The 19975-nt window shown below is 65.0% G+C and carries 17 protein-coding genes; 4 read left to right on the top strand and 13 right to left on the bottom strand.

The annotated features are described in order from the left end of the window. Nucleotides 1-107 precede the first annotated feature (107 nt). Nucleotides 108-1313 (bottom strand): multidrug effflux MFS transporter, encoded by a 1206-nt coding sequence (locus JN302_RS19675; protein WP_202314353.1) that lies wholly within the window; start codon nucleotides 1311-1313, stop codon nucleotides 108-110. 172 nt (nucleotides 1314-1485) lie between these two features. Between JN302_RS19675 and JN302_RS19670 the strand changes: the two genes are divergently transcribed. After that, a complete protein-coding gene (locus JN302_RS19670) occupies nucleotides 1486-2169 on the top strand; it encodes a TetR/AcrR family transcriptional regulator (protein WP_202328660.1) in 684 nt (227 codons plus the stop codon). A 45-nt stretch (nucleotides 2170-2214) separates the two neighbouring features. Here JN302_RS19670 and JN302_RS19665 read toward each other — a convergent pair whose 3' ends face one another. The 11 genes from JN302_RS19665 to JN302_RS19620 form a co-directional block, all read right to left on the bottom strand. After that, nucleotides 2215-2562 (bottom strand): hypothetical protein, encoded by a 348-nt coding sequence (locus JN302_RS19665; RefSeq protein ID WP_202314351.1) that lies wholly within the window; start codon nucleotides 2560-2562, stop codon nucleotides 2215-2217. A gap of 31 nt (nucleotides 2563-2593) precedes the next feature. Then, nucleotides 2594-3148 (bottom strand): HdeD family acid-resistance protein, encoded by a 555-nt coding sequence (locus JN302_RS19660; RefSeq protein ID WP_202314350.1) that lies wholly within the window; start codon nucleotides 3146-3148, stop codon nucleotides 2594-2596. A gap of 56 nt (nucleotides 3149-3204) precedes the next feature. Further along, entirely contained in the window at nucleotides 3205-6348 is a 3144-nt protein-coding gene (locus tag JN302_RS19655; protein WP_202328659.1) for an efflux RND transporter permease subunit, read from the bottom strand. Further along, nucleotides 6345-7481, bottom strand: a complete 1137-nt coding sequence (locus tag JN302_RS19650) for an efflux RND transporter periplasmic adaptor subunit (protein WP_244845777.1) — start codon at nucleotides 7479-7481, stop codon at nucleotides 6345-6347. The genes JN302_RS19655 and JN302_RS19650 overlap by 4 nt, the downstream gene beginning before the upstream one ends. Nucleotides 7482-7551: 70 nt before the next feature. Next, complete coding sequence (locus tag JN302_RS19645) at nucleotides 7552-8148, bottom strand: HdeD family acid-resistance protein (RefSeq protein ID WP_202328657.1); 597 nt, start codon at nucleotides 8146-8148, stop codon at nucleotides 7552-7554. 39 nt (nucleotides 8149-8187) lie between these two features. Continuing rightward, entirely contained in the window at nucleotides 8188-9435 is a 1248-nt protein-coding gene (arcA, locus tag JN302_RS19640) for an arginine deiminase (RefSeq protein ID WP_202328655.1), read from the bottom strand. Nucleotides 9436-9532: 97 nt separating this feature from the next. Then, on the bottom strand, nucleotides 9533-11017 hold the full coding sequence (locus JN302_RS19635) for a basic amino acid/polyamine antiporter (protein WP_202328653.1): 1485 nt from the start codon (nucleotides 11015-11017) through the stop codon (nucleotides 9533-9535). Next, a complete protein-coding gene (locus JN302_RS19630) occupies nucleotides 11007-11249 on the bottom strand; it encodes a hypothetical protein (RefSeq protein WP_202328651.1) in 243 nt (80 codons plus the stop codon). Before JN302_RS19630 ends, JN302_RS19635 begins: the two co-directional genes overlap by 11 nt. 352 nt (nucleotides 11250-11601) lie before the next feature. Then, nucleotides 11602-12768 (bottom strand): helix-turn-helix domain-containing protein, encoded by a 1167-nt coding sequence (locus JN302_RS19625; protein ID WP_244845775.1) that lies wholly within the window; start codon nucleotides 12766-12768, stop codon nucleotides 11602-11604. A gap of 519 nt (nucleotides 12769-13287) precedes the next feature. Beyond that, nucleotides 13288-13668 carry a Kazal-type serine protease inhibitor domain-containing protein gene (locus JN302_RS39980; protein WP_446720664.1) on the bottom strand — a complete coding sequence of 127 codons (381 nt, stop codon included), beginning with the start codon at nucleotides 13666-13668 and terminating at the stop codon, nucleotides 13288-13290. A 26-nt stretch (nucleotides 13669-13694) separates the two neighbouring features. After that, a complete protein-coding gene (locus tag JN302_RS19620; protein ID WP_202314338.1) occupies nucleotides 13695-14018 on the bottom strand; it encodes a hypothetical protein in 324 nt (107 codons plus the stop codon). Between the two features lie 507 nt (nucleotides 14019-14525). Here JN302_RS19620 and JN302_RS19615 point away from each other — a divergent pair. The 3 genes from JN302_RS19615 to JN302_RS19605 are packed head-to-tail and all read left to right on the top strand — an operon-like array spanning nucleotide 14526 to nucleotide 15513. Beyond that, nucleotides 14526-15077, top strand: a complete 552-nt coding sequence (locus JN302_RS19615; protein ID WP_202328649.1) for an SspB family protein — start codon at nucleotides 14526-14528, stop codon at nucleotides 15075-15077. Nucleotides 15078-15086: 9 nt separating this feature from the next. Beyond that, nucleotides 15087-15284 (top strand): DUF4169 family protein, encoded by a 198-nt coding sequence (locus JN302_RS19610; RefSeq protein WP_202314336.1) that lies wholly within the window; start codon nucleotides 15087-15089, stop codon nucleotides 15282-15284. Nucleotides 15285-15294: 10 nt separating this feature from the next. Next, a complete protein-coding gene (locus JN302_RS19605; RefSeq protein WP_202328648.1) occupies nucleotides 15295-15513 on the top strand; it encodes a ribbon-helix-helix domain-containing protein in 219 nt (72 codons plus the stop codon). A gap of 524 nt (nucleotides 15514-16037) precedes the next feature. On the opposite strand, the gene JN302_RS19600 is transcribed toward JN302_RS19605, so the two are convergent. Then, a complete protein-coding gene (locus tag JN302_RS19600; protein ID WP_202328647.1) occupies nucleotides 16038-19934 on the bottom strand; it encodes an AsmA family protein in 3897 nt (1298 codons plus the stop codon). Between the last annotated feature and the right edge of the window lie 41 nt (nucleotides 19935-19975).

Below are 19975 nucleotides of genomic sequence, written 5' to 3'. Positions count from 1 at the left end.
TCTTGCTCCAGAAGCGCCGCGTATCCGGATGGACACGCGGCGCTTCTTGTCTGGTGCCGGACGTTTCCCCTACGCGGCGCCGGGACGCTGCGCGGTCTGCCGGATGATCACTCGGCCGGCGCGGCGGCCACGGCACGGCCGCGCCCCAGCGTCGCCTGGGTCAGGCCGAAGGCGATTGATGCGCAGGCCGCGATGCCGACAATCATCGGCAGCGACGTTCCATCGAAGAACAGTCCGACGATCGCCATCGCCACGGCGCCGGTGGCGAACTGCAGCGTGCCCATCAGGGCGGAAGCCGTGCCGGCGATCGCGCCATGCTCTTCGAGCGCCAGCACGGCGGTTGTCGGGATCACCAGGCCGAGGAAGCCGTAACCCACGAACAGCATAACGGCCATGACGTCGAGACGGTCGATGCCGGAGACGGTCAGACCGAGCAAGGTCAGCATCACGATCGTGTATCCGCAGACTGCTACACGCACCACGCGCCGCAGCCCGAAGCGATCGGCGAGCATGCCGGTCAGCTGCGACATGCCGATGAAGGCCACCGCGTTGATCGAGAAGGCGACGCTGTACTCCGACGGCGTCAGGCCGTAGCGCTCGATCAGGATGAAGGACGAGCTTGCCAGATAGACGAAGAAACTGGCGATGCCGAAGGCGCCGATGAAGGTGAGACCGAGGAAGTTGCGGTCCGTCATGAGGAAGCGGTAGCCGGCGAGCGCGCCGCCGATGCTGCTTTCGACACGGGCTTCGGCCGGGCGCGTCTCCTGGAGCGTGGTGGCGAGCATGACGATCGCGACCAGCGCGGCGCCCGTCACGAACCAGAAGACGGCGCGCCAGCCGAAGGCCTCGATGACCAGGCTGCCGCCGAGCGGCGCCAGGATCGGCGACACGCTGAACACCAGCATCAGCAGCGACATCAGCCTCGCCGCTTCGTTGCCGGTGTGCAGGTCGCGCACGATGGCGCGCGGGACGACCATGCCCGCGGCCGCCCCCAGACCCTGGACGAAACGCGCGGCGATCAGCCATTCGATGGTCGGCGCGAACGCCGAGCCGATGCCGCCCACGGCGAAGAGCACGAGGCTGAAATAGAGCGGCGCCTTGCGACCGAGCATGTCGGAGAGCGGCCCGACCAGGATCTGTGCCGCTCCCATCGACAGGAAGAAGGCGAGAAGGCTCAGTTGCACCGCGCTGGTGCTGGCGCCGAGATCCTGGCCGATGGACGGGAGGGCCGGGAGATACATGTCGATGGCAAAGGGTCCGATCGCGGACAAAAGGCCGAGCACGACCGCCAGGCGGAGGAATCTGGGTGACATGACTTGTTTCTTTCGGATCGAATAGCCAGGTGAGGCTTCGGCGGGATGTACCGCCCGCTGAAGCGACGCTCCGCGAACCCGCCCGTTCCTCCGGCCGGACGAATTGGTAGAACGTCGTCAATATTTTTAGACAGCCTTGTCCAAATCGTCAATCACAGCTATATAAATTTTCATGACAGCTGCCATCGCTCCTGACATCTCCACGCCCCGCAGCCATTCCGCGAAACGCTTGTCGATCATCGAGGCGGCCGCCCGCGTCTTCTGTCAGGAGGGCTTCAGCGGATCCAACATCGACCTCATCGCGGCCGAAGCCGGCGTGTCGCGCCAGACCGTCTACAACCATCATGGCGACAAGGAAAAACTCTTCGTCGCGGTGGTGCGCGAGATCACGGAGCGGGCCAATGCGGGCTTCTTCGAGACCTTGTCGACGTTTCCGGACCACCCCTCGGACCTGCATGCCGAACTGACGGCCTTCGCCGTTCGCATCAACAAGAACTGCCTCTGCAACGACGACGGCAAGTTCCTTCGCAAGCTGTTGCAAGGCGAAGCCGCCGGTCACCCCGAACTCTTCACGACATGGCGCGAGAACGGCCCTGCCAAGCTGCAGGCGGCACTCGCCGCGCGTTTTGCCCGCCTCGCGCTCACCGGCCATCTCGACATCGACGACCCTGATCTCGCGGCGCGCCAGTTCCTGGCGCTTGGCCATGCCGACCTGCAGATGTCTATGATGCTCGGCATCGCGCCGACCGACGAAGAACACCTCAAGGCCGCCACGAATGCCGTGACCACTTTTCTGCGCGCCTTCGGCCGCAAGCCCGCGCCGACGGGAGCCAGGCCGGCTCTCGGCTCAAGATGAGCTACGAGCAGCCTACCTGAAGATGAAGACTCGGCTGGGAAGTCTTCACGTCACGAGCATCCCCTCGTCGCGTTGCAGATCGCGACCATCGTTCCGACAATGCTCGCCAGGGCCCAGTTCGAATTGTGGCAAATAGCGTGATGGTTTCGTCAGCCTCCACCTCATCCAGTCCATCACCAGCAGCTGTATCTTGCCGTTGCTGGCCGGCGCGTCGCTGAAGATCTCGCTTTCGCCGCCATCCTCGCCGTGGACTTCTGGAACTGTCTCTAGCGTTTGGCGGGCGGCTTCATCGGCGTGCCGATCCTCATTGCCTTCATGGTCTACTGCGCACGGGAGCCTTCGGCTGGCGGCGCGGCTGTCCGCAGGCGCCGCCTTGAAGACCGACGGCAGCACCGATTTGCCTGCCCCCTGACCGGGCCGAACGCTACGCGGTTTGCGTGGAAGGCGACCAGGCGTGGATCAGCCAGGCCAACCCGTGGGAAACAAGATCGACCCCGAGCAGGAGCCCGAGCACCCAGACGCTGGTCGCCGGCCATCCTGTGACGACGATGATGCCGGCCAGAATGCCGAACATTCCTGAAACGAGCATCAGCCAGCCGCCCTCGCTCCAGTGCCTGAAGGCGACGACTATCCGCACGATGCCCGACGCCAGGAACACCAGCCCGAGGGCAAAGGTGAGGATCAAGGCACCCGATATGGGCTGTCTCACCACCATCCACCCGAAGATGACGTAGAGAACTCCTAGCACGAGCTGCCAAATGAAACCGCCCCACCCCTTCGTCCAGAACGCATGGACGATTTCGAATGCGCCGACGACGATCGCCGTGAATCCGATGAACAGCGTGCTGACCAGCGTCGCGAACGCGATGTCGCCGAGCACGACTATGCCCCCCAGGAGCAGAACGATCCCGAGCAGTACGCGGAGCCAGGTGGGCGGCTCGTGGAGAGCCGCGGACGTTCCGGAATCGTAGGTGGTCATGTCTTGCTCCTCGCGGTTGAAATCTGGATCTTGCTCCGGCCGCCAAGGCGTGGCGGTTACGTCATCGGCGGCTCCAGTTCGGCTTGCGATCGTCGCGTCGCCCATTCCACGACGCGCTCGATGACGGCGAACAAGGTCGGGATGATGAACAGACCGATCGTGGTGGCCCCAACCATGCCGCCGAAGATGGCGACGCCCACCGACCGCCCGGCGCCGGCTCCGGCGCCGGTCGCCACGGCAAGCGGCAAGATGCCGAAGATGAAGGACACCGCCGTCATCATCACGGCGCGGAAGCGCTGTTCGGCGCCGAGCCGTGCGGCCTCGGCGATCGATCGCCCCTCCTGGTGGCGTTCCTTGGCGAATTCTACGATCAGGATGGCGTTCTTCGAGGCGAGCCCGATCAGCAGCACAATGGCGATCTGGGCATAGAGGCTGCTCTGCAGTCCGAAGAGCATGAGTGCCGCCGTCGCGCCCAACAGGGCGGCGCCGAGTGACAGGATGACAGCGATGGGCAGCGTCCAGCTTTCGTATAGCGCCACCAGGAACAGATAGGCGAACAGAAAGGCCAGTCCGAAGATGATCGGCTCCTGCCCCCTGCCGCGCCGTTCCTGGAACGACAGGCCGGACCATTCGTAGCCGAAGCCGGTCGGCAGCGCCTCTGCGGCCACGCGCTCTATCGCGTCCATGGCCGCTCCCGAGCTGCCGCCCGGCGCGGCCTGCCCGTTGATCTGGGCGGCGACCGATAGGTTGTAGCGGGAGATGATGAAGGGGGCGAGAACGACGCTCGTCGACAGGACGGTCCTCAGGGGCACCATCGCGCCCGTGCGGCTGCGTACATGCAGATTGAGGATGTCCTCCGCATCGGCGCGATGCTCGGCGTCGGCTTGAAGGTTGACCTGGAAGACCCTGCCCTGCAGCGTGAAATCGTTGACGTAGCGGGAGCCGAAGCTGGCGCCGATCGTCGAATAGATGTCGGCGACGCTTACCCCAAGCGCCTCGGCGCGCGTGCGGTCGACATCGACATAGATCTGCGGCACATCGGCGCTGAAGGTCGTCGCCACGCCGCCGATCTCCGGCTGCTGGTTCACCTCCGAGACGAAGGCGCGCACCACCTGCGCGATCTCTTCGGGCCGTTGCCCCTGCAGCGCCTGCAGCCGCAGGTCGAGTCCACCCACCGCGCCGATGCCGGAAATGGCCGGCGGCGCAAAGACCGAGACATTGGCGCCCGGGATGGTGGAGAACTGCGCCCTCAGCTTTGCAAGGATGGCGTTGAGCTGCAACTCGGGAGTCGCGCGCTGGTCCCAGGGATCCAGCGCCGCTACCACCATCGCGCCGTTTGGAGTGGAGGTTCCCTGCAGGATGCTGAAACCGGCGATGGAGATGACGTTCTCGACTCCCTCCGTCTCCGACAGCGCATGCTCGACCTCGTTGACGATCGCCCGCGTGCGATCGAGCGAGGCGGCGTCGGGAAGCTGGATGTCGAGGAACAGCGCGCCTTGGTCTTCGTCGGGGAGAAAGGTAGACGGCAGGCGCGCGAACAGCAGGAAGGCGCCGAGGAAGCAGGCAGCGAGCGCAGCGAGAGGTATGTACCACACTCGCACAAGGAACGCGACCACGCGGCCGTAGCCGTCGCGCGTCGCATTGAGAGCGCGCGTGAACCAGGCGAGCGGACCGCGCCGGTACCCGCCCAGTCCTGGCTTCAGCAGGATCGCGCTAAGCGCCGGACTGAGCGTCAGTGCGACGATGGACGAGAGGACCAGCGCTGCCGAGAGCGTGACCGCGAACTGGCGATAGAGTTGGCCGTTTATACCGGGCAGGAACGCCGTCGGCGTCACGACGGCCAGCAGCACCAGCGTCGTCGAAACGATCGGACCCGTGATCTGCCCCATTGCCCTGCGCGTGGCGGTCGCCGTGTCGATCCCGGGATTGTCCTCGATCACGTGCCTGACGTTCTCTACGACGAGGATCGCGTCGTCGACCACCAATCCGATCGCCAGCACCAGCGCCAGCAGCGAGATCGTGTTGATCGAGTAGCCGAACACCAGCAGGACCGCCATCGTGCCGAGCATCGAGACCGGCATGGCCAGCGCCGAAACCAGCATGGATCGCCAGTCCTGCAGGAACAGGAAGGTGATGGCGAGCACGATGAGGAAGGCCTCGACGAGGATGCGGACGATCAGCCCGAGGCTCGCCCGCACGAAACGCGTCGCGTCGTAGACGACCTGGTATTGGAGGCCGGGCGGGAATCTGGCCGACAGGCGCTGCAGTTCTGCCTGCACCGCATTCGCGGTCTGGATGGCATTGGCCCCTGGTGCCTGGTTTATCTGCAGCATCGCAGCATCGTGTCCGCCGAAGCGCGCGCTGGAGGCATAGTTCCGCGCGCCAAGCTCGATGCGGCCGACGTTGCGCAGCCGCACGATCGCGCCAGCCTCGCCTGTGCGGATGACGATGTCGCCGAATTGCTCCGCGGTTAGGAGCCTGCCCTGAGCCACGAGCGTGAATTGCAGTTTGGTGCCTTCCTGTGCCGGCGGTGCGCCGGCCTGGCCGAGCGATGCCTGTATGTTCTGTTGCTGGATGGCGCTCGCTATGTCGTCTGCCGTGATGCCCAGTGCATCCATGCGTGTCGGATCAAGCCAGACGCGCATGGAATACTCGGACGCCCCCACCACCGACGCCTGGCCGACGCCGGCAACGCGCGAGAGGGCATCGACGATTGTCGTGGCGGTGAAGTTGGTGATCTCGAGCGCGTCGCGCTTGTCGTCGGGGGAGTAGAAGGCGATGCCGAGCACGAAATCGGGCGACCGCGATCGCACCGATACGCCTTGCTGGGTGACCGCAGCCGGCAACTGCGCGATCGCCAGTTGCGCCCTGTTCTGCACGCTGACCTGCGCAATGTCCGGATCCGTGCCCACCTCGAAGGTCACGGACAGCGAGTATTGCCCGGCGTTCGAGCTGGTCGACGACATGTACATCATATTGTCGACGCCGTTGATTGCCGTCTCCAGGGGCCCGCCGACGACGTCGGCAATCACATCCGCGCTTGCGCCGGGATAGGTGGCCGAGACCGTGACGGTCGGCGGGGTGATCTGCGGGTACTGCTGTACCGGCAGACCGAAGATGGCGATCGCGCCGGCGATCGAGATGACAATCGACACGACGATCGCCAGCCGGGTGCGGGTAATGAAGAGATCGGAGATCATGTGCCGCCGCCGACGGGCTGGCCCTCGCTGGGCTGCACCGTCATGCCGTCGGCCAAGCGCTGAATTCCCTGGACGACCACCTGCTCGCCGCCGTCGAGGCCTGTGGTGACCGCCCAGCCGTTGCCGACGCGCGCTCCCGTGGCAATGCGCTGTTGCGAAACGGTGTTGTCCTTGGTCAGCAGATAGACGAAACGCCCGTCGCGATCCTGCAGCACCGCCGTCTGCGGCACAACGGGCATGCTGGGCGCATCCTTCTCCCCGACGAACAGGGTGACGAATTGTCCCGGGATGAGGATGCGATTGGGGTTGGGGAATACGGCCCGGGCCGCGACGGTTCCCGTCTGTGGATCGACCTCGTGTTCGACGAATTCGATGCGGCCGGGCTGATCGTAGTCCGTCCCATTCGCAAGCCGCAGCGAAAGCTTGAGCACGTCCGGATCGAAAGTGGTGCCGCCGGCCTCCTCTTGCCGAACCGTCACGAGCAGACCCTCGGTCATGGCGAAGGCGACGCGGATCGGGTCGAGGCTGACGATGCGTGCCAGCGAACCGGAATCCGGTCGGACCAGGTTGCCCACGGTGAAGGTCGCGCGACCGATGCTGCCGGAGATCGGCGCTGCGATGCGGGCATATGACAGGTTGAGCTCGGCGGTGTTCAGCGTCGCCTCGGCAACCTCTACATCCGCCGCCGCGACATCGAATGCCGCCTGGGAATCGTCGAGCACTGCCTGTGAGACCGTGTTGCGGGCGAACAGATCCCGATTGCGCATCAAGGTCCGTTCGGCCGACTTCCGCGTGGCCTCGGCGCGCGCCACTTGCGCCCGTGCCGAGGCGACCAGCGCGTCGAGTTCGTTCGGCTCGATCTCGAACAGCGTGTCCCCGGCCTTGACCTCCTGCCCGTCCTGGAAGGCCACCCTCTGCAAGAAGCCGGTGACGCGCGCCCTGATGTCCACGGTCTCGATCGCCTCGACCCGGCCGGTGAACCGCGCGGGACTGTTGACCTGCTGCATTTCGACCTTCTCGACGATGACCGCCGGAGGCGGACCAGCCTGCCCCGCGCCCAGTTGCTGGGCGAGTGAGATCGAGACAATGCAAGCGGCCGCGACAGCTGCGAGGCAGGCCATCGCCAGGCGCATGCGAGAAGCTCGCCTGATCATCGCCGCACTCCGATAGAGCCATATGGCGGCGGCCTGTCGCGCAATGTCTTCATGGCCGTGCCTTGCGCATGGTGAGAGCAATGGCGACGTAGGCGCCGCCGGCGACAAGGAGCGAAATGCCGGCGATCGTGCCTGGCGTGTAGATGCTGGTGTGGGGCAGCTTCAGGGCGAGCGCTGCGCTCGCCGCCAGCGCAACGAGACCCGAGATGGCGAACCAGTGCCAGCCGTCCTGGTTGCGTACGACCACCGCGAGCGCGATCTGCAGAATGCCCTGCACCAGAAACACCAGGGCGATCAGGAGGGTGATGGCGAGCGCGCCTTTCAAAGGGTTGAAGAAGATCAGGATGCCGCCGACGACCTCGACCACGCCGGTCAGTTCCTGCCAGACGAAACCGCTCCATTCCTTGACCTGCAAGGACTTGACCATCTTGACGACTCCCGCGAGCGCAAGGACCGCGCCGAGCACCACGCTCGCCGCCAATGTCGAGATCGCGGGGAGCGCGACGGCCAGTATCCCTGCCACGATCAGAACGATGCCCAGGAAGAGGAACAGTCGCCACCGCGAATGCAGGGATTGTGCCCGACGCTCGTAGTCGACGCCTTCAATGGAACCCTCACTCACTGGCCCGACGGGAACTCGTGGCATGGGCGGCGCCTCTTCCTCGGATCGTCTTGGTCCGCGCCCCTAGTAGTCGACCGCATCGCGGATGATCGGACAGGTCATGCAGTGGCCGCCGCCGCGCCCGCGTCCGAGTTCCGCTCCGGTAATGGTAATCACTTCGATACCGGCCTTGCGCAGCAACGTGTTGGTGTAGGTGTTGCGGTCATATGCAAGCACGACGCCGGGTGAGAGGCAGACGAGGTTGGCGCCGCTGTCCCATTGCGTGCGCTCGCGCACGTAAGCATTGCCGCCGGTCTCGACCACGCGCATCTCCTTGAGGCCGAGCGCGTCGCGCACCGTTTCGACGAAGGAGCGACTGTCCTTGTGCAGTTCGATCGAGCCCGGCTTGTCACCCGGCCGGTAGGAGAACGCCTCGATGCTGTTGACGATGTCGGGATAGATCAGCACGCAGTCGCGGTCCGCGAAGGTGAATACAGTGTCGAGATGCATCGCCGCGCGCAGCTTCGGCATCGCGGCGACGATGACCCGATCCGCCGCGCCTTTCTCGAAGAGGGTCGCGGCGAGTTGGCTGATCGCCTGCCGCGACGTGCGCTCGCTCATGCCGATCAGCACATTGCCTTTGCCGATCGGCATGACGTCGCCGCCTTCGAGCGTGGCAAGGCCCCAGTCCTTTGCGGGATCGCCCCACCAGACATTGACCTTGCCGGCGAAGTCGGGATGGAACTTGTAGATGGCGGTGGCGAGGATGGTCTCCTCGTGCCGCGCCGGCCAGTAGAGCGGGTTGAGCGTAACGCCGCCATAGATCCAGCAAGTGGTGTCACGCGTATAGATCGTATTGGGCAGCGGCGGCAGAAGATATTCGGCCACCCCAGCAGCGTCCCGGATCAATTCCAGCATCTCGCCGCCGATATGTTCGGGGAATTCATGGGTCGACAGCCCGCCCAGCAGGGTCTCGGCAAGCTCGCGGTCGGACAGGCCTTCGAGATAGCTGCGGATTTCGTTGACGAGTTCAAACCCGACCTGGTTCGGTACAACCTGGTTGTCGAGGATCCACTTCTTGGCCTCGGGAACGGCGACAGTTTGGGCCAACAGGTTGTGCATCTCCACCACCTCGACGCCGCGGTCGCGCATCTTGGTCATGAAGTCGAAGTGGTCGCGCTTGGCGACATCGACCCACAGCACGTCGTCGAACAGAAGCGCGTCGCAATTGGTCGGCGTGAGCCGCTGATGTGCGCGGCCCGGCGCGCAGACCATGACCTTGCGCAGCTGGCCGACCTCGGAATGAACGCCGAATTCGGTTTCTGTGGCCATCGTCGATACCTCCTAGGTCGGGTGTGAACTCACAATTCGCCGGGCACAACGCAGATCGATCGCCTGGCGCATACGGAAAGTGCCGCGATGATGGCCATCAGATCTGCACCACGCCTGTGGCGAGCAACACGATCCCGATCACCGCAAAAGCCAGGACGAGCAAGAAGGTGACGAGCCCCGCCGTGGTGAACACCTGCGCCTTCTGTTCCCGCCTCGCGATGAAGTAGAGTACCGTCGCCGGCGCCAGCAGGATGCAGGCAAGGAAGACGAACGTGTATCCGGCGGCCCATATGAGGAACAGCGTGTAGACCGTTGAGACGACTGCGATCGCCAGCTCTCGCGTCCGGATGCCCGACGACGTGTTCGTGTATCCGTCCCGCTGCCATGCGATCTTGACCGCGTAAGCACTGGCAAGCGCGAACGGCGCGAGCGAAAGCGCGGCGGTCAGGTCGAGGGTGAAGTCGAGGGCGTTTTCCGCGAACTGCACGGCGAAAAGGATCGCGGAAACCAGGACCGACGTCCAGAAAACGGCGTGCTCGGGAACGTCCTGGTTGTTGAGCCTGGCAAAGTGGCCGGGCAAGTCGTCGTCCTTCGCCGCTGCGTACACGACATCGGCCGCCAGGAGCTGCCAGGCCAGGTAGGCGCCGAGCACCGACACGATGAGCCCGACGCGGATGAACGCCCCGCCCCATGGCCCAACCGCGGACTCGAGGACCCCGCCGACGGACGGCTGGGACAACGCCGCGATCTCCGCCTTCGGAAGGATGCCGTATGAGAGGATGGAGATGGACGCAAAAAGAGCGAGCACCCCCAGGAACCCCAGCACAGTCGCGGTGCCGACGTCCTCGCGCCGCTGGGCGTATCGCGAGTAGACGCTCGCGCCCTCGATGCCCAGGAACACGAACACCGTGATGAGCATCGTGCCCTGCACCTGCAAGAACAGCGAGTCTCCGCCGGGCAGGTCGTAGCCACCGGTGAGGTTGCCGACGAAAACCTCGCCATTGAAGAAGAAGATCACGAGCACGAGGAAGAGTGCAAGAGGAACAAGCTTCGCGACTGTTACTATGTAGTTGATCCACGCGGCTTCCTTGACGCCGCGGCGGATGAAGAAGTAGTACCCCCAGACCGCAGCCACGGAAACGAAGAAAGCCGGCCAGGTGTCGCCCGTTCCGAACACCTCCGCGAGCTGGGGAAACAGCTGCGAAATGGTGGTCATTATCAGCACCCAGTAGAAGGCGTTCCCTGCGCATGCGGAGGCCCAGAAACCGATGGCGGAGAGGAAGCCCGGATAGATGCCGAACCCGGCGCGCGCATAGACGTAGACCCCGTTGTCGAGATCGGGCTTGCGGACTGCGAGCGTTTGGAAGACGAACGCGAGTGCCAGCATGCCAGTGCCGGCGATCGCCCACGCGATGAGAGCGCCATAGACCCCGGTCTGGGTCGCGAAACGCGCCGGGAGCTGAAACACGCCGGCGCCGACCATCGAACCAACGACCATCGCGGCCAGCGCCGGAAGGCTCAGCTTGTCCTCGCCGCCTTGGGCTGTCGCAGCGGGCGAGCCGTGGGCTGTGTCAGTGGCCATCGATCGGTTCTCCCAATGTTGGATTTCCCAGGCACGAATACAGTTGGGACAAGATGCTGGGCTGGATGTCGCGATGCTTCCCGGCAGGCAACCGGAAGACCCGCTTCAGCATGGAGAAGCCGCCGCTGGCGATGCACCAGGCGATAGCGAAGCGGAACCGGCCGATCGCGAGGCCGAAACGATGGGGTAGTGCAAATTTGCCGGCGCCCGCCATGGAGCCGACAACCATCATCGAGAAACGGAGATGTTTCTGCTCGCTTTGGGTCGTCATCGCGCCGACCCAGCTTGAGTCATCATGTCATAGCTCCACGAAGTAAGGCTTCCGTGACAACAGCTTACCTCGCGACGTATGGCTTGATCTTGCCGTTTTAGTCCGCCGCACCGAGGCACCTTATGCCGATGCTCGGGAAAAGAAATTAGCACTGAATCCCGACGCTTTGCGCTGCGTCTCTATTTGGGGGTCGAGTCGCCTCTGGCGCCGGGCGCTGGACCGCCTTCCATGCCGCAACTCGACCCGCACAGGTTGTGCACCCTGTGCCGAACCTGCGCTTACAGCAAGCGCATGGGGGTCGGCATTGCGAGCTTCACGCTTGCAGCCGGCGCAACAGAACTCCCAGCCGGTCGATTGGCGCAACGCGCTCCAGATCGGAAGCGGATCCGTTCGACGGGTTCCTCTTGCCGGTCGCCCGCACGTCCCGGGGGCTGTACCCAAACTCACGCCTGAAAGCCCGGCTGAATTCTGCAGAGTCCGTGAAGCCGCGCTCCTCGGCAATATCGAGGATACGCCGAGTGTCCCCGGGATCCGCAAGCGCAGCATGGGCGTCGAGCAACCGGCGGCGCTGGATATAGTGCACGACCCCGCCATAGGGTTCGAACAGGCGATAAAGGCGCGAACGGGATATGCCCAATTCGCGCTGCACGCTGGCTACGTCGAGATCGCCAGAGACCATGTTGGCTTGCACGAAGCGACGCGCACGGTCGAGAAGCACGTTGGCGATCGTGTCGTCAGCTTCAGCAAGATGATCGGCGGACGGTGCAGTGCAGGCGAGGATCATCGCCCTCGTCGCGGTTATCAGCCTGGGCACGTCCCGAACATCCAATGACGGAAGGCAACGGGCGATTTGGACCATGTAGCCGGCCAGAAGCCGGGCCATCGCGTCGTCGCGTGCCGCGAACTCGGCCGCTTCCAGCAGGTGGGTCATGCCGCGGAAGAAATCGCGCGGGACGAGCAACTGCAGCATTTCGCTGTCGGTGATACGCCCTTCGAAAACCTTGCCGAGCGGGTGTATCTGAAGCGATCCGGGATGCCCGTCGAATGTTCGCAAAGGGGTGATCGTTCTTGAACTGCCTTTCAGCAGCAGGCTGATCACCCAATGATCGATCGGGTCACGACGTTCGCGTCGCGCCAAGCTCGCGAACCCCAAGGCATCAGTCCTGACACGCGAGAACGCCAGACTGCCGAGGTCCCAGAGCAACTGGTCCCCGGCAAAGGCGACGTCGAGACCGTCCGGTTGAACAAGATCAATCATAGGTGCGTAGCTGGCCCGCCAAGCCATGAACCGTTCCTCGGCAGGAAGGTCCAGTGTCGTGAATTCGAAGGCGGACACCGGACGCGCCTTGGGAACCGGCGGCATGGTTACCCGGTTTGCTACCCGCCTGGCCTCAGGGTCCACCTTGGCCGAGAACAGCGCCCCGGCCGAGTCAGCCTTCACTGCGGCGTTGCCGCTCGACGACAGCCCACGTAGCGACATCTGCTCCTCGCAAGACAGAGTCGCCCCCCGCATCCATCTTAGTTTCTATAAAATATAGGCAGATATATTCAAGCCCTCGCGTCGCTACAGTCAATAACAGAACGGCTTGCTACAGCTTGAAATCCGAACACTTCGCATGAGCGATTTCTTAATGATGCTGGCAGTTTCCGGCGCTGGTGCTGCCGACGCTTGCGAACGAATTGCTTATGCCGGATGCCCGGCACGAGCGAGAACTCGCCGTCAATTGTGCCATGGTTCTGTTGCTGGTCTTCGCCGTCCCGACACAATTGAAGTCGCGGAGCGCAAGATTCCGTCGGGAGTGTCGGCGCCGTCCCTGTTTGGTCGATAGGGCTGGCATGGCGAGGCGCCTCACGTTGACCCCCATGGCGGTCGTCCCCGCGCTATCGGTTCTGGTGGTGACCTGGTCTGCGTGGACGGGCGGGCCCACATTGTCGACGGTGCCGTGCCGGTTGGACTCGCTGTCCTCGTTGCGGTCGCGGCAATCTTCCGGTGGGTTGGTCAGCGGCAGCGCCCTGGATGGATTGGACGGAACCCCCTCGCATTCGCCAGGCACGCATTATCGAAAGTGAGCGAAAGGTTGGCGCGCCGCGCGCAGACAGGCGCGAATTCGCGAGGACAGGCGGCTGGGCGGCCGGCAATCGGCGGCGGGCCTGCACGGCACTGTCCCCGATACACGACCTCGAAGCCCGACGTCCGGGCCAGGCAGGCATTTGTGAAAGTCCGCCGCTGTCCGCCGCGCCGGGCACAGACCGGAGCGAACTCACGTGTGCAGACCGGCGAACGCGCAGGAACCGGACGCTGATCCACGACGACCGTACATGCCGTCGCTGCTGCGACAACGACCAGGAGAGCGAGGAACAAATATGCGCCGGTCGGCATTGCGTCACTCCTGCCCCCGGAGTTTGCTATCGGCCTCTCACGATGGCCTTGACGAAACCCGCCAGCAGGATCAGGAAAAGGCCTCCGAAAAATCCGGCCACTCCGGCTCCGATCAGCACAGCGGGCGTCAACCCGTTTGCAGGGTGGCCGATGAGGCGCCCGACGCCGGGAATGCGCGGGGAAGGCCACACAAAGAGCAGGCCGCCAATGCCGCCGATCGCACCATCGGCCACCCAGCCCCAGCTGAAGCCGCGGACCCGACGGCCCAGCGCGATTCCGGCGGCAGCGCCGCAAAGGAATTCGATGACCAGCAGAATACCGCCCGCTAGCCCCGGCATGGTCGCCAACATTGCACACGGTCTCCTGAACTCTTTGGTCCGGACTTCTTCAGTTTTGGCTTCGGTCGGATAGACGATGACAAGGACATGAACACCACCCTGTCGGGGCCCGCTGTCGACAATGTGCCAGCCTGTCGCATGCGCTTACTCTATCTTCCAACCAGTCGGATGAAATTAGCTCAGAATCCTGCTGGTGTGCTCCGTGTCTCTTTCGGGAAAATGACGAACTGCCCGCTACCCAGCCGGTAAGGTCGCAGGTGTGGTGAGGCAACCGGTCGGGGTCGATCCTGACGGCGCAATGCTTGTTTCGGCCAGCCAAGCGGATTTCGGAAAACTGTCCCACGGTTTTCCGACAAGAAGCCTGCGGCAAGGGAAGAGCCCAGCCATGTGAAGCGTGGGCGAAGCCATGCAAGCGTGCTTGGAGGCTTACCTCCGAGAAAGCTCACGCTATATCCGGTTTACGGCGGCCTTGCGCTTGATTACACCTAGGCTGTTCGATTCAGGGAAACCGGGTCACCCATGGCCGAAGACCACATCCGCTACGACATTCTCGCCCAGGAGGCTCTGCGCGGCGTCATGCGCAAGGTTCTGGCCGAAGTGGCGCGTACCGGCCTCCCCGGCAACCATCATTTCTTCATCACCTTTCTGACCGGCGCTCCCGGCGTGCGCATCTCGACGCGCCTGCGCGAACGCTACCCAGAGCAGATGACCATTGTGCTCCAGTTCCAGTACTGGGACCTGAAGGTCACCGACACGGGCTTCGAAGTCGGCCTGTCCTTCTCCGACATTCCGGAGAAGCTGGAGATTCCCTTCTCGGCGGTGCGCGGCTTCTACGATCCTTCCGTGAACTTCGAACTCGAATTCGACGTCAAGCCGGAGGCCGTTGCCGAGGCCCCAACCGAGCCGCCGGCGGCGCTGAAGAAATCCGAACCGGCCAAGGCTCCGGCGTCGACCTCGAAGAAGGGCGAGCAGCGCAGGAAAGACGACAGCAAGCAGGCCGAAAAAGAGCCGGCTGACACGGCGACCAAGGGTGCCGACGTCGTCTCGCTCGACGCTTTCCGGAAGAAGTAGCGGGCCCCGATGGCCGAGATCGTCAATCTTCGCATGGCGCGCAAGAGGAAGACGCGCGACGAGAAGGAACGGCTCGCGCAACAGAACCGTCAGCTGCATGGACGCTCGAAAGCCGAGAAGCTGCGGTCCGAAACGGAAGCCGGGAGATCGTCCGCTTTCCTCGACGGTCATCGTCTCGCGCGCAAGGACGAAGACACGCACGGGTGAGTGACGCCGCATGAACCTCGTCAAGAAGCGCTCGGTGACGATCCGCGGCCATCGCACGAGCTATTCGCTCGAACGGCCCTTCCATGAGGACCTCGTTTCCATCGCCGCCGAACGGGGCGTGACGCTGGCCGCCCTCGTCGCCGAGGTCGACGCCGCCCGCCCCCGCGACGCCAATCTGTCCTCGATGCTGCGCATCCACGTCCTGGAATGGGCGAAACGCGCGAAGTGATCTCACTCGCCGACAGCCGCCTCGCCGGTCGGAAAGCCTTTTGATTGCAGTTGGATAAGGGGTTCGGCCACGCGCGAACCGCCCCTCATCCGCCTGCCCGTCCTCCGCAGCAGCTGCGGAGGGTGGACCGCCACCTTCTCCCCGTAAACGGCTACGGCATGCACATATTCCCTGCGGGCCAAGACGTTGCTTACGGCCACCGGGTCGCCTGCTTGCCCGTGCCTTGTGGCCCTTGCACCCGGGTGACCCCTCATCCGACCTCGCTTCGCGAGGCCACCTTCTCCCACAAGGGGAGAAGGTCGGAGCCTGGCTTTGTCGGCTCTGCAAATCGTCAACGTCGACGATTGGCCGGAGCGCTCCTGCAAGCCTTGCCTTCTCCCCTTGTGGGAGAAGGTGGCCTCGCGAAGCGAGGTCGGATGAGGGGCATTTCGCGGCGTTGCCGAATCCCTTATCCGACTGAAGCAAAACAGATTTCGGCGCTACTTTCATGGCAGGGGCGGCGCATCGATCGCAGGAAGGGCCTATCATTCCGGGCCCTGCAGCGAGCGCAGGAAATCGTCGATCGAGGACGGGTTGATACGACCGGCCCCGCCGCCCTCGATAGCCGGCAGGGGTGCCCGCTCGATCTCCGGCTTTTTCGCCTCGGCCTCGTGCTGCGCCCGCTCCTGCTCGGCCATCCTTATGGCCTCCGCGGCCCTTTCCTCGAAGGCCTTCTGGCGCGCGGCTTCATCGGCGCGGGCCTTGGCTTCGGCCGCAGCCTTCGCCTCGGCGTCCGCTCTTGCCCTGGCTTCCGCTTCCGCCTTCCGGCGGGCCTCTTCCTCCGCCTTCCGGCGCGCCTCCTCCTCGGCCCGCTTGCGTGCCTCTTCCTCCGCTCGCCGCTTTTCCTCGACGAGACGGTCGCGCTCGGACTGTAGCGCGGCGTAGTAACGGACTTCCCGACGCAGCCTCTGGCGCTCGAGCAACTGGGCTTGCATGGCCTCGACGCGGGCCTGCTCGATCTCCAGCGCGCGCTGCGTCAGGAACTGTGTGAGGGGGGTCAGATCCAGGCGCCCTTGCGCTGTCTGGAGGGGCCCTTCGATCGCATAGCCGACGACCGGCTCGGATCCCGCCAGGGCCTCATCCCCCGGCGCATAGGCGATCTGCCCCGTCGCCGAAACGGTACCGGTATTGGCGTCGGCCTTGAGCTCTGCCGTGAGGGACACGCCCTGCCCGGCGAGCGTCAATGGCGGCGCCCGCAGGATACCGCTGGCCACGGTGAAGGCGATCTCACCGCCGTCCGCCTGGAAGGTGCCGTCTCCAACGATATCAGGCGCGAAGGCGGCGATGTCGGTCGCGCCGATTTCGCGGCCGACCGCGTCGGCCGCGCGGATGAGAGCCGCAAACGCATTAGGATTGACGCCCGGAACGGTCGTGCCGCCGAACGTCACGGTGCCCGAACCGGAGAGCGCCGCGACCATGGCCTCGACGGACTTGCCGCTCGCCGACAAGGTGGCTGTGACATCACCTTTGCCGGCAAGGCCACTGCCGTCGAGCAGCGCGGCGAGATCCGCGCCGGTCAGCTTCATCTGCCCCGAAAACAGGGCGGTGCCGTCATTGTTCTTCAGTTCGCCAAGGCCGCTGAGCACGCCGCCATAGGCCTTGGCGTCGAGATTGGAGATATGCAGGCCTTCCATGTCGAGCCGTGCCGTGGCCGATACATCCGCGGCCGTGCCGAACATTCCGGCCGAGACCGACCCGGCCTTGATATCGAGCTCGGCGGTGAAGGGCGTCGCCACCTTGTTGCGGAACGCCACGTCGGGCCAGGCGCCGCCGGCGCCCTGGATGGACGCCTCGCCGAGCACCGTCGCCACAGCCGGCCACAGGTCGAGCGCCTCGGCGGACACAGTGCCGGTGAGATGTGGAACGCCATCCCTGACGGCCGCGGCGACATCGCCGGAAAGCCGGCCGCCGCCTACCGTCCCGCTCAGGCCGGACATGCGCAAGGTGCCGTCGCCGAAGGACGCCTTCGCGGCCAGTTCGACGGGCAGGCCCAGCCCCATGCCGGGCAGCATCATGCCGCTCGTCATCAGCCAGGGCTCGATATCGGTGGCCTCCAGTGTGACGTCGCCCTCCCCCTTCATCTGGCCCTCGGCCATGCGCAGACTGCCGTTGAAGGCGGCAGTCATATCCGTGGCCGTGAAATCGAAAGACGTCTCCAGTCCTTTCTCCAGCGTACCCTTGGCGGTCAACGTGGCATCGCCGCCGCCGACGGCGCCGAGCGGCAATACGGGCAGGCCGTGGAGCGCCATCAGGGCTTCCGCATTGTCGTTCCTGGCCGAGAAGGAGATCGACAGCGGAGCGGCCGGGTCGATGTCGAGCGCCGTGCCGCCGGCGAGCATCCCCGAAGCGGCGAGGGAAAACGTGCTGCCGCCGGCATCTCCGTTGGCGCTGACGGCGAAGCCTGAAGTCCCGTCGCCATTGGGCGCGGCGGTTCCCACAAGGTCGATCTGCGCATCCTCCAACAGCCCAGGATAGGCGGCCGCGCGCTCGGCCAGAGCGGAGAACAGGAGATTGCCGGGATACTGGCCCGAGACGAGCTTCAAGAGCGGCGTGAGGTCTACGGCGACGATCGACGCGTCGAGCCGGCCGGAAGGATTGCTCGCGATATCCCGCAGCGTACCGGTGGCGCTTACCGTGGAACCCTCCAGCCCGCCGATCGACAGCCTGTCGATCTCGAGCTGCTCGCCGCGCAGGCGCAGTGCGGCATCCACCGTCTCTGCCGTCAATCCACCGGCGGAGACTGGGCCGGCCCTGATCGCCAGGTCGAGATTGCGCGCGGCGAGTTCGGTCAGGCCCCTGCCGCTGACGAACAGCGAGGCGAAGGCGGTCATGCCGTCTATGTCGAGCGCGTCTCCTTCGAGCTTCAGCGCCATCGACGGCTCGGCATCCTGAGGCTGCCGGCTGTCGACCTCGCCGCGAAACCTGGCCTTGCCGAGGATGAGCTCGAGGTCGTGGAAAGCCTGTCGTTCGCGGGTGAGATCGACGCTCGCCTTGAAGCCTGCCGCCGGCAGGCGGCGGATCGCCTCGTCGACGTCGCGCGACAGCCAGGCGGCGAAGCCCGAGGGCTGACCGACGGCGAGCAGCAGCGAGCCCTGGAAGCCGAAATCCTTCGGCGTGCGCAGGAGCCCGCTGGCCTCCAGCGTCGTGCGGCCCGGAAGCGCGGCCGACAGTGCCTTGATGTTCCAGCCCTCGGAAGCCGGTTCGGCCGCGATCCTCACATCGCGGACTGTCGTATCGCCCGCCACGACCGCCGGCAGCGCCAAGTCCACCGTGCCCGGAATGCCCGGCCTCGGCAGGCCCGCCAGCATGCGCTCCAATCCGGCCAGTCGCGTCGCCAGCGTGGCGCCGCTCGCCTTGCCGGGCTCGGCGACCGTTTCGTCGAAGCGGACCTGCGCGCCATGCGCCTCGATCTCGAAATGCGGCGCGGTGCCGAGATCGACCAGACCGGTTCCATCCGCCGTATAGGGATTGTCCAGCGGGCCGGTCTCGAATCGGAACTGCTCGACATCCAGCCGCTGATGGTCGACTGCGAATTTGCCGCTCAGCCGGTAAGGCGGCGGCTCGCGCCCCGATGTCTCCTGCTGTTTGAAGCTCGCGCCATCCGTGCCGCGTAATTGCGTCGTCGCGGCGTCGCCACGTGAATCGACCTTGGCATCGACCTTGAAGGCGCCGGCATAAAGAGCCGCGCCATCCTCCAGCCTGACGTCGCCGTCCATCTCCACCGCCAGCGGATAGATGGCCGGATCGGCGCGGACGCGCAGGCGCATGGCCCTGGTCTCATAGAGCTTGCCCGTGGAGATCTCAACTCTCGTCTCCATGCCGTCGAGCCGCAGCGAGCCTGCGGCCCGCCATGGGCCGGCAAGCGATCGGGCCGAGATGACGGTGTTGATGTCGGACAGCACATGGTCGCGGCCGCCGGCCGCATGCCGGAGCGTTACTTCGCCCTCGGTGACAGTCAGCTTCTCCACCGCGATCTGCCCGGGATCGAAGGGCGAGGACGGCCGCATCGCCCAGTCGACGACGCCGTCGGCGCCGATGCCGATGGTGGCCTTTGGCCGCACCAGGCGCATGTCGAAGATCAGGAACTCGCCGCGCATCAAGGGGGCGAGTTCGGCATCCATGGAGAAGGTCTCGACCGTCATGGCGGGCGTGCCGTCGGGCCCCCCGGCTACCGACACATCGGAAAAGGTCACCGACGGAAACGGCAGCAGGCGAGCCTTGGCCGCACCTTCGACCGTTACCTTGCGGCCGAGGATCGCGCTCGCCTCACGCTCGAAGCTCGACCGGTACGACGTCCAGTCGATGAGATACGGCCCCACCAGCGCCGCTGTCAGCGCCAGCACGATCAATCCACCGACGAGCACAAAAAGCCGTGCCAGCACCCTACTCTCGCAATCGCTTGCCACCTGGAACGAACATGCCG

This window comes from Mesorhizobium sp. L-8-3 (genome assembly GCF_016756615.1).
Taxonomy (GTDB): Bacteria; Pseudomonadota; Alphaproteobacteria; order Rhizobiales; family Rhizobiaceae.
This window is presented reverse-complemented; position numbering and strand designations above follow the sequence as displayed.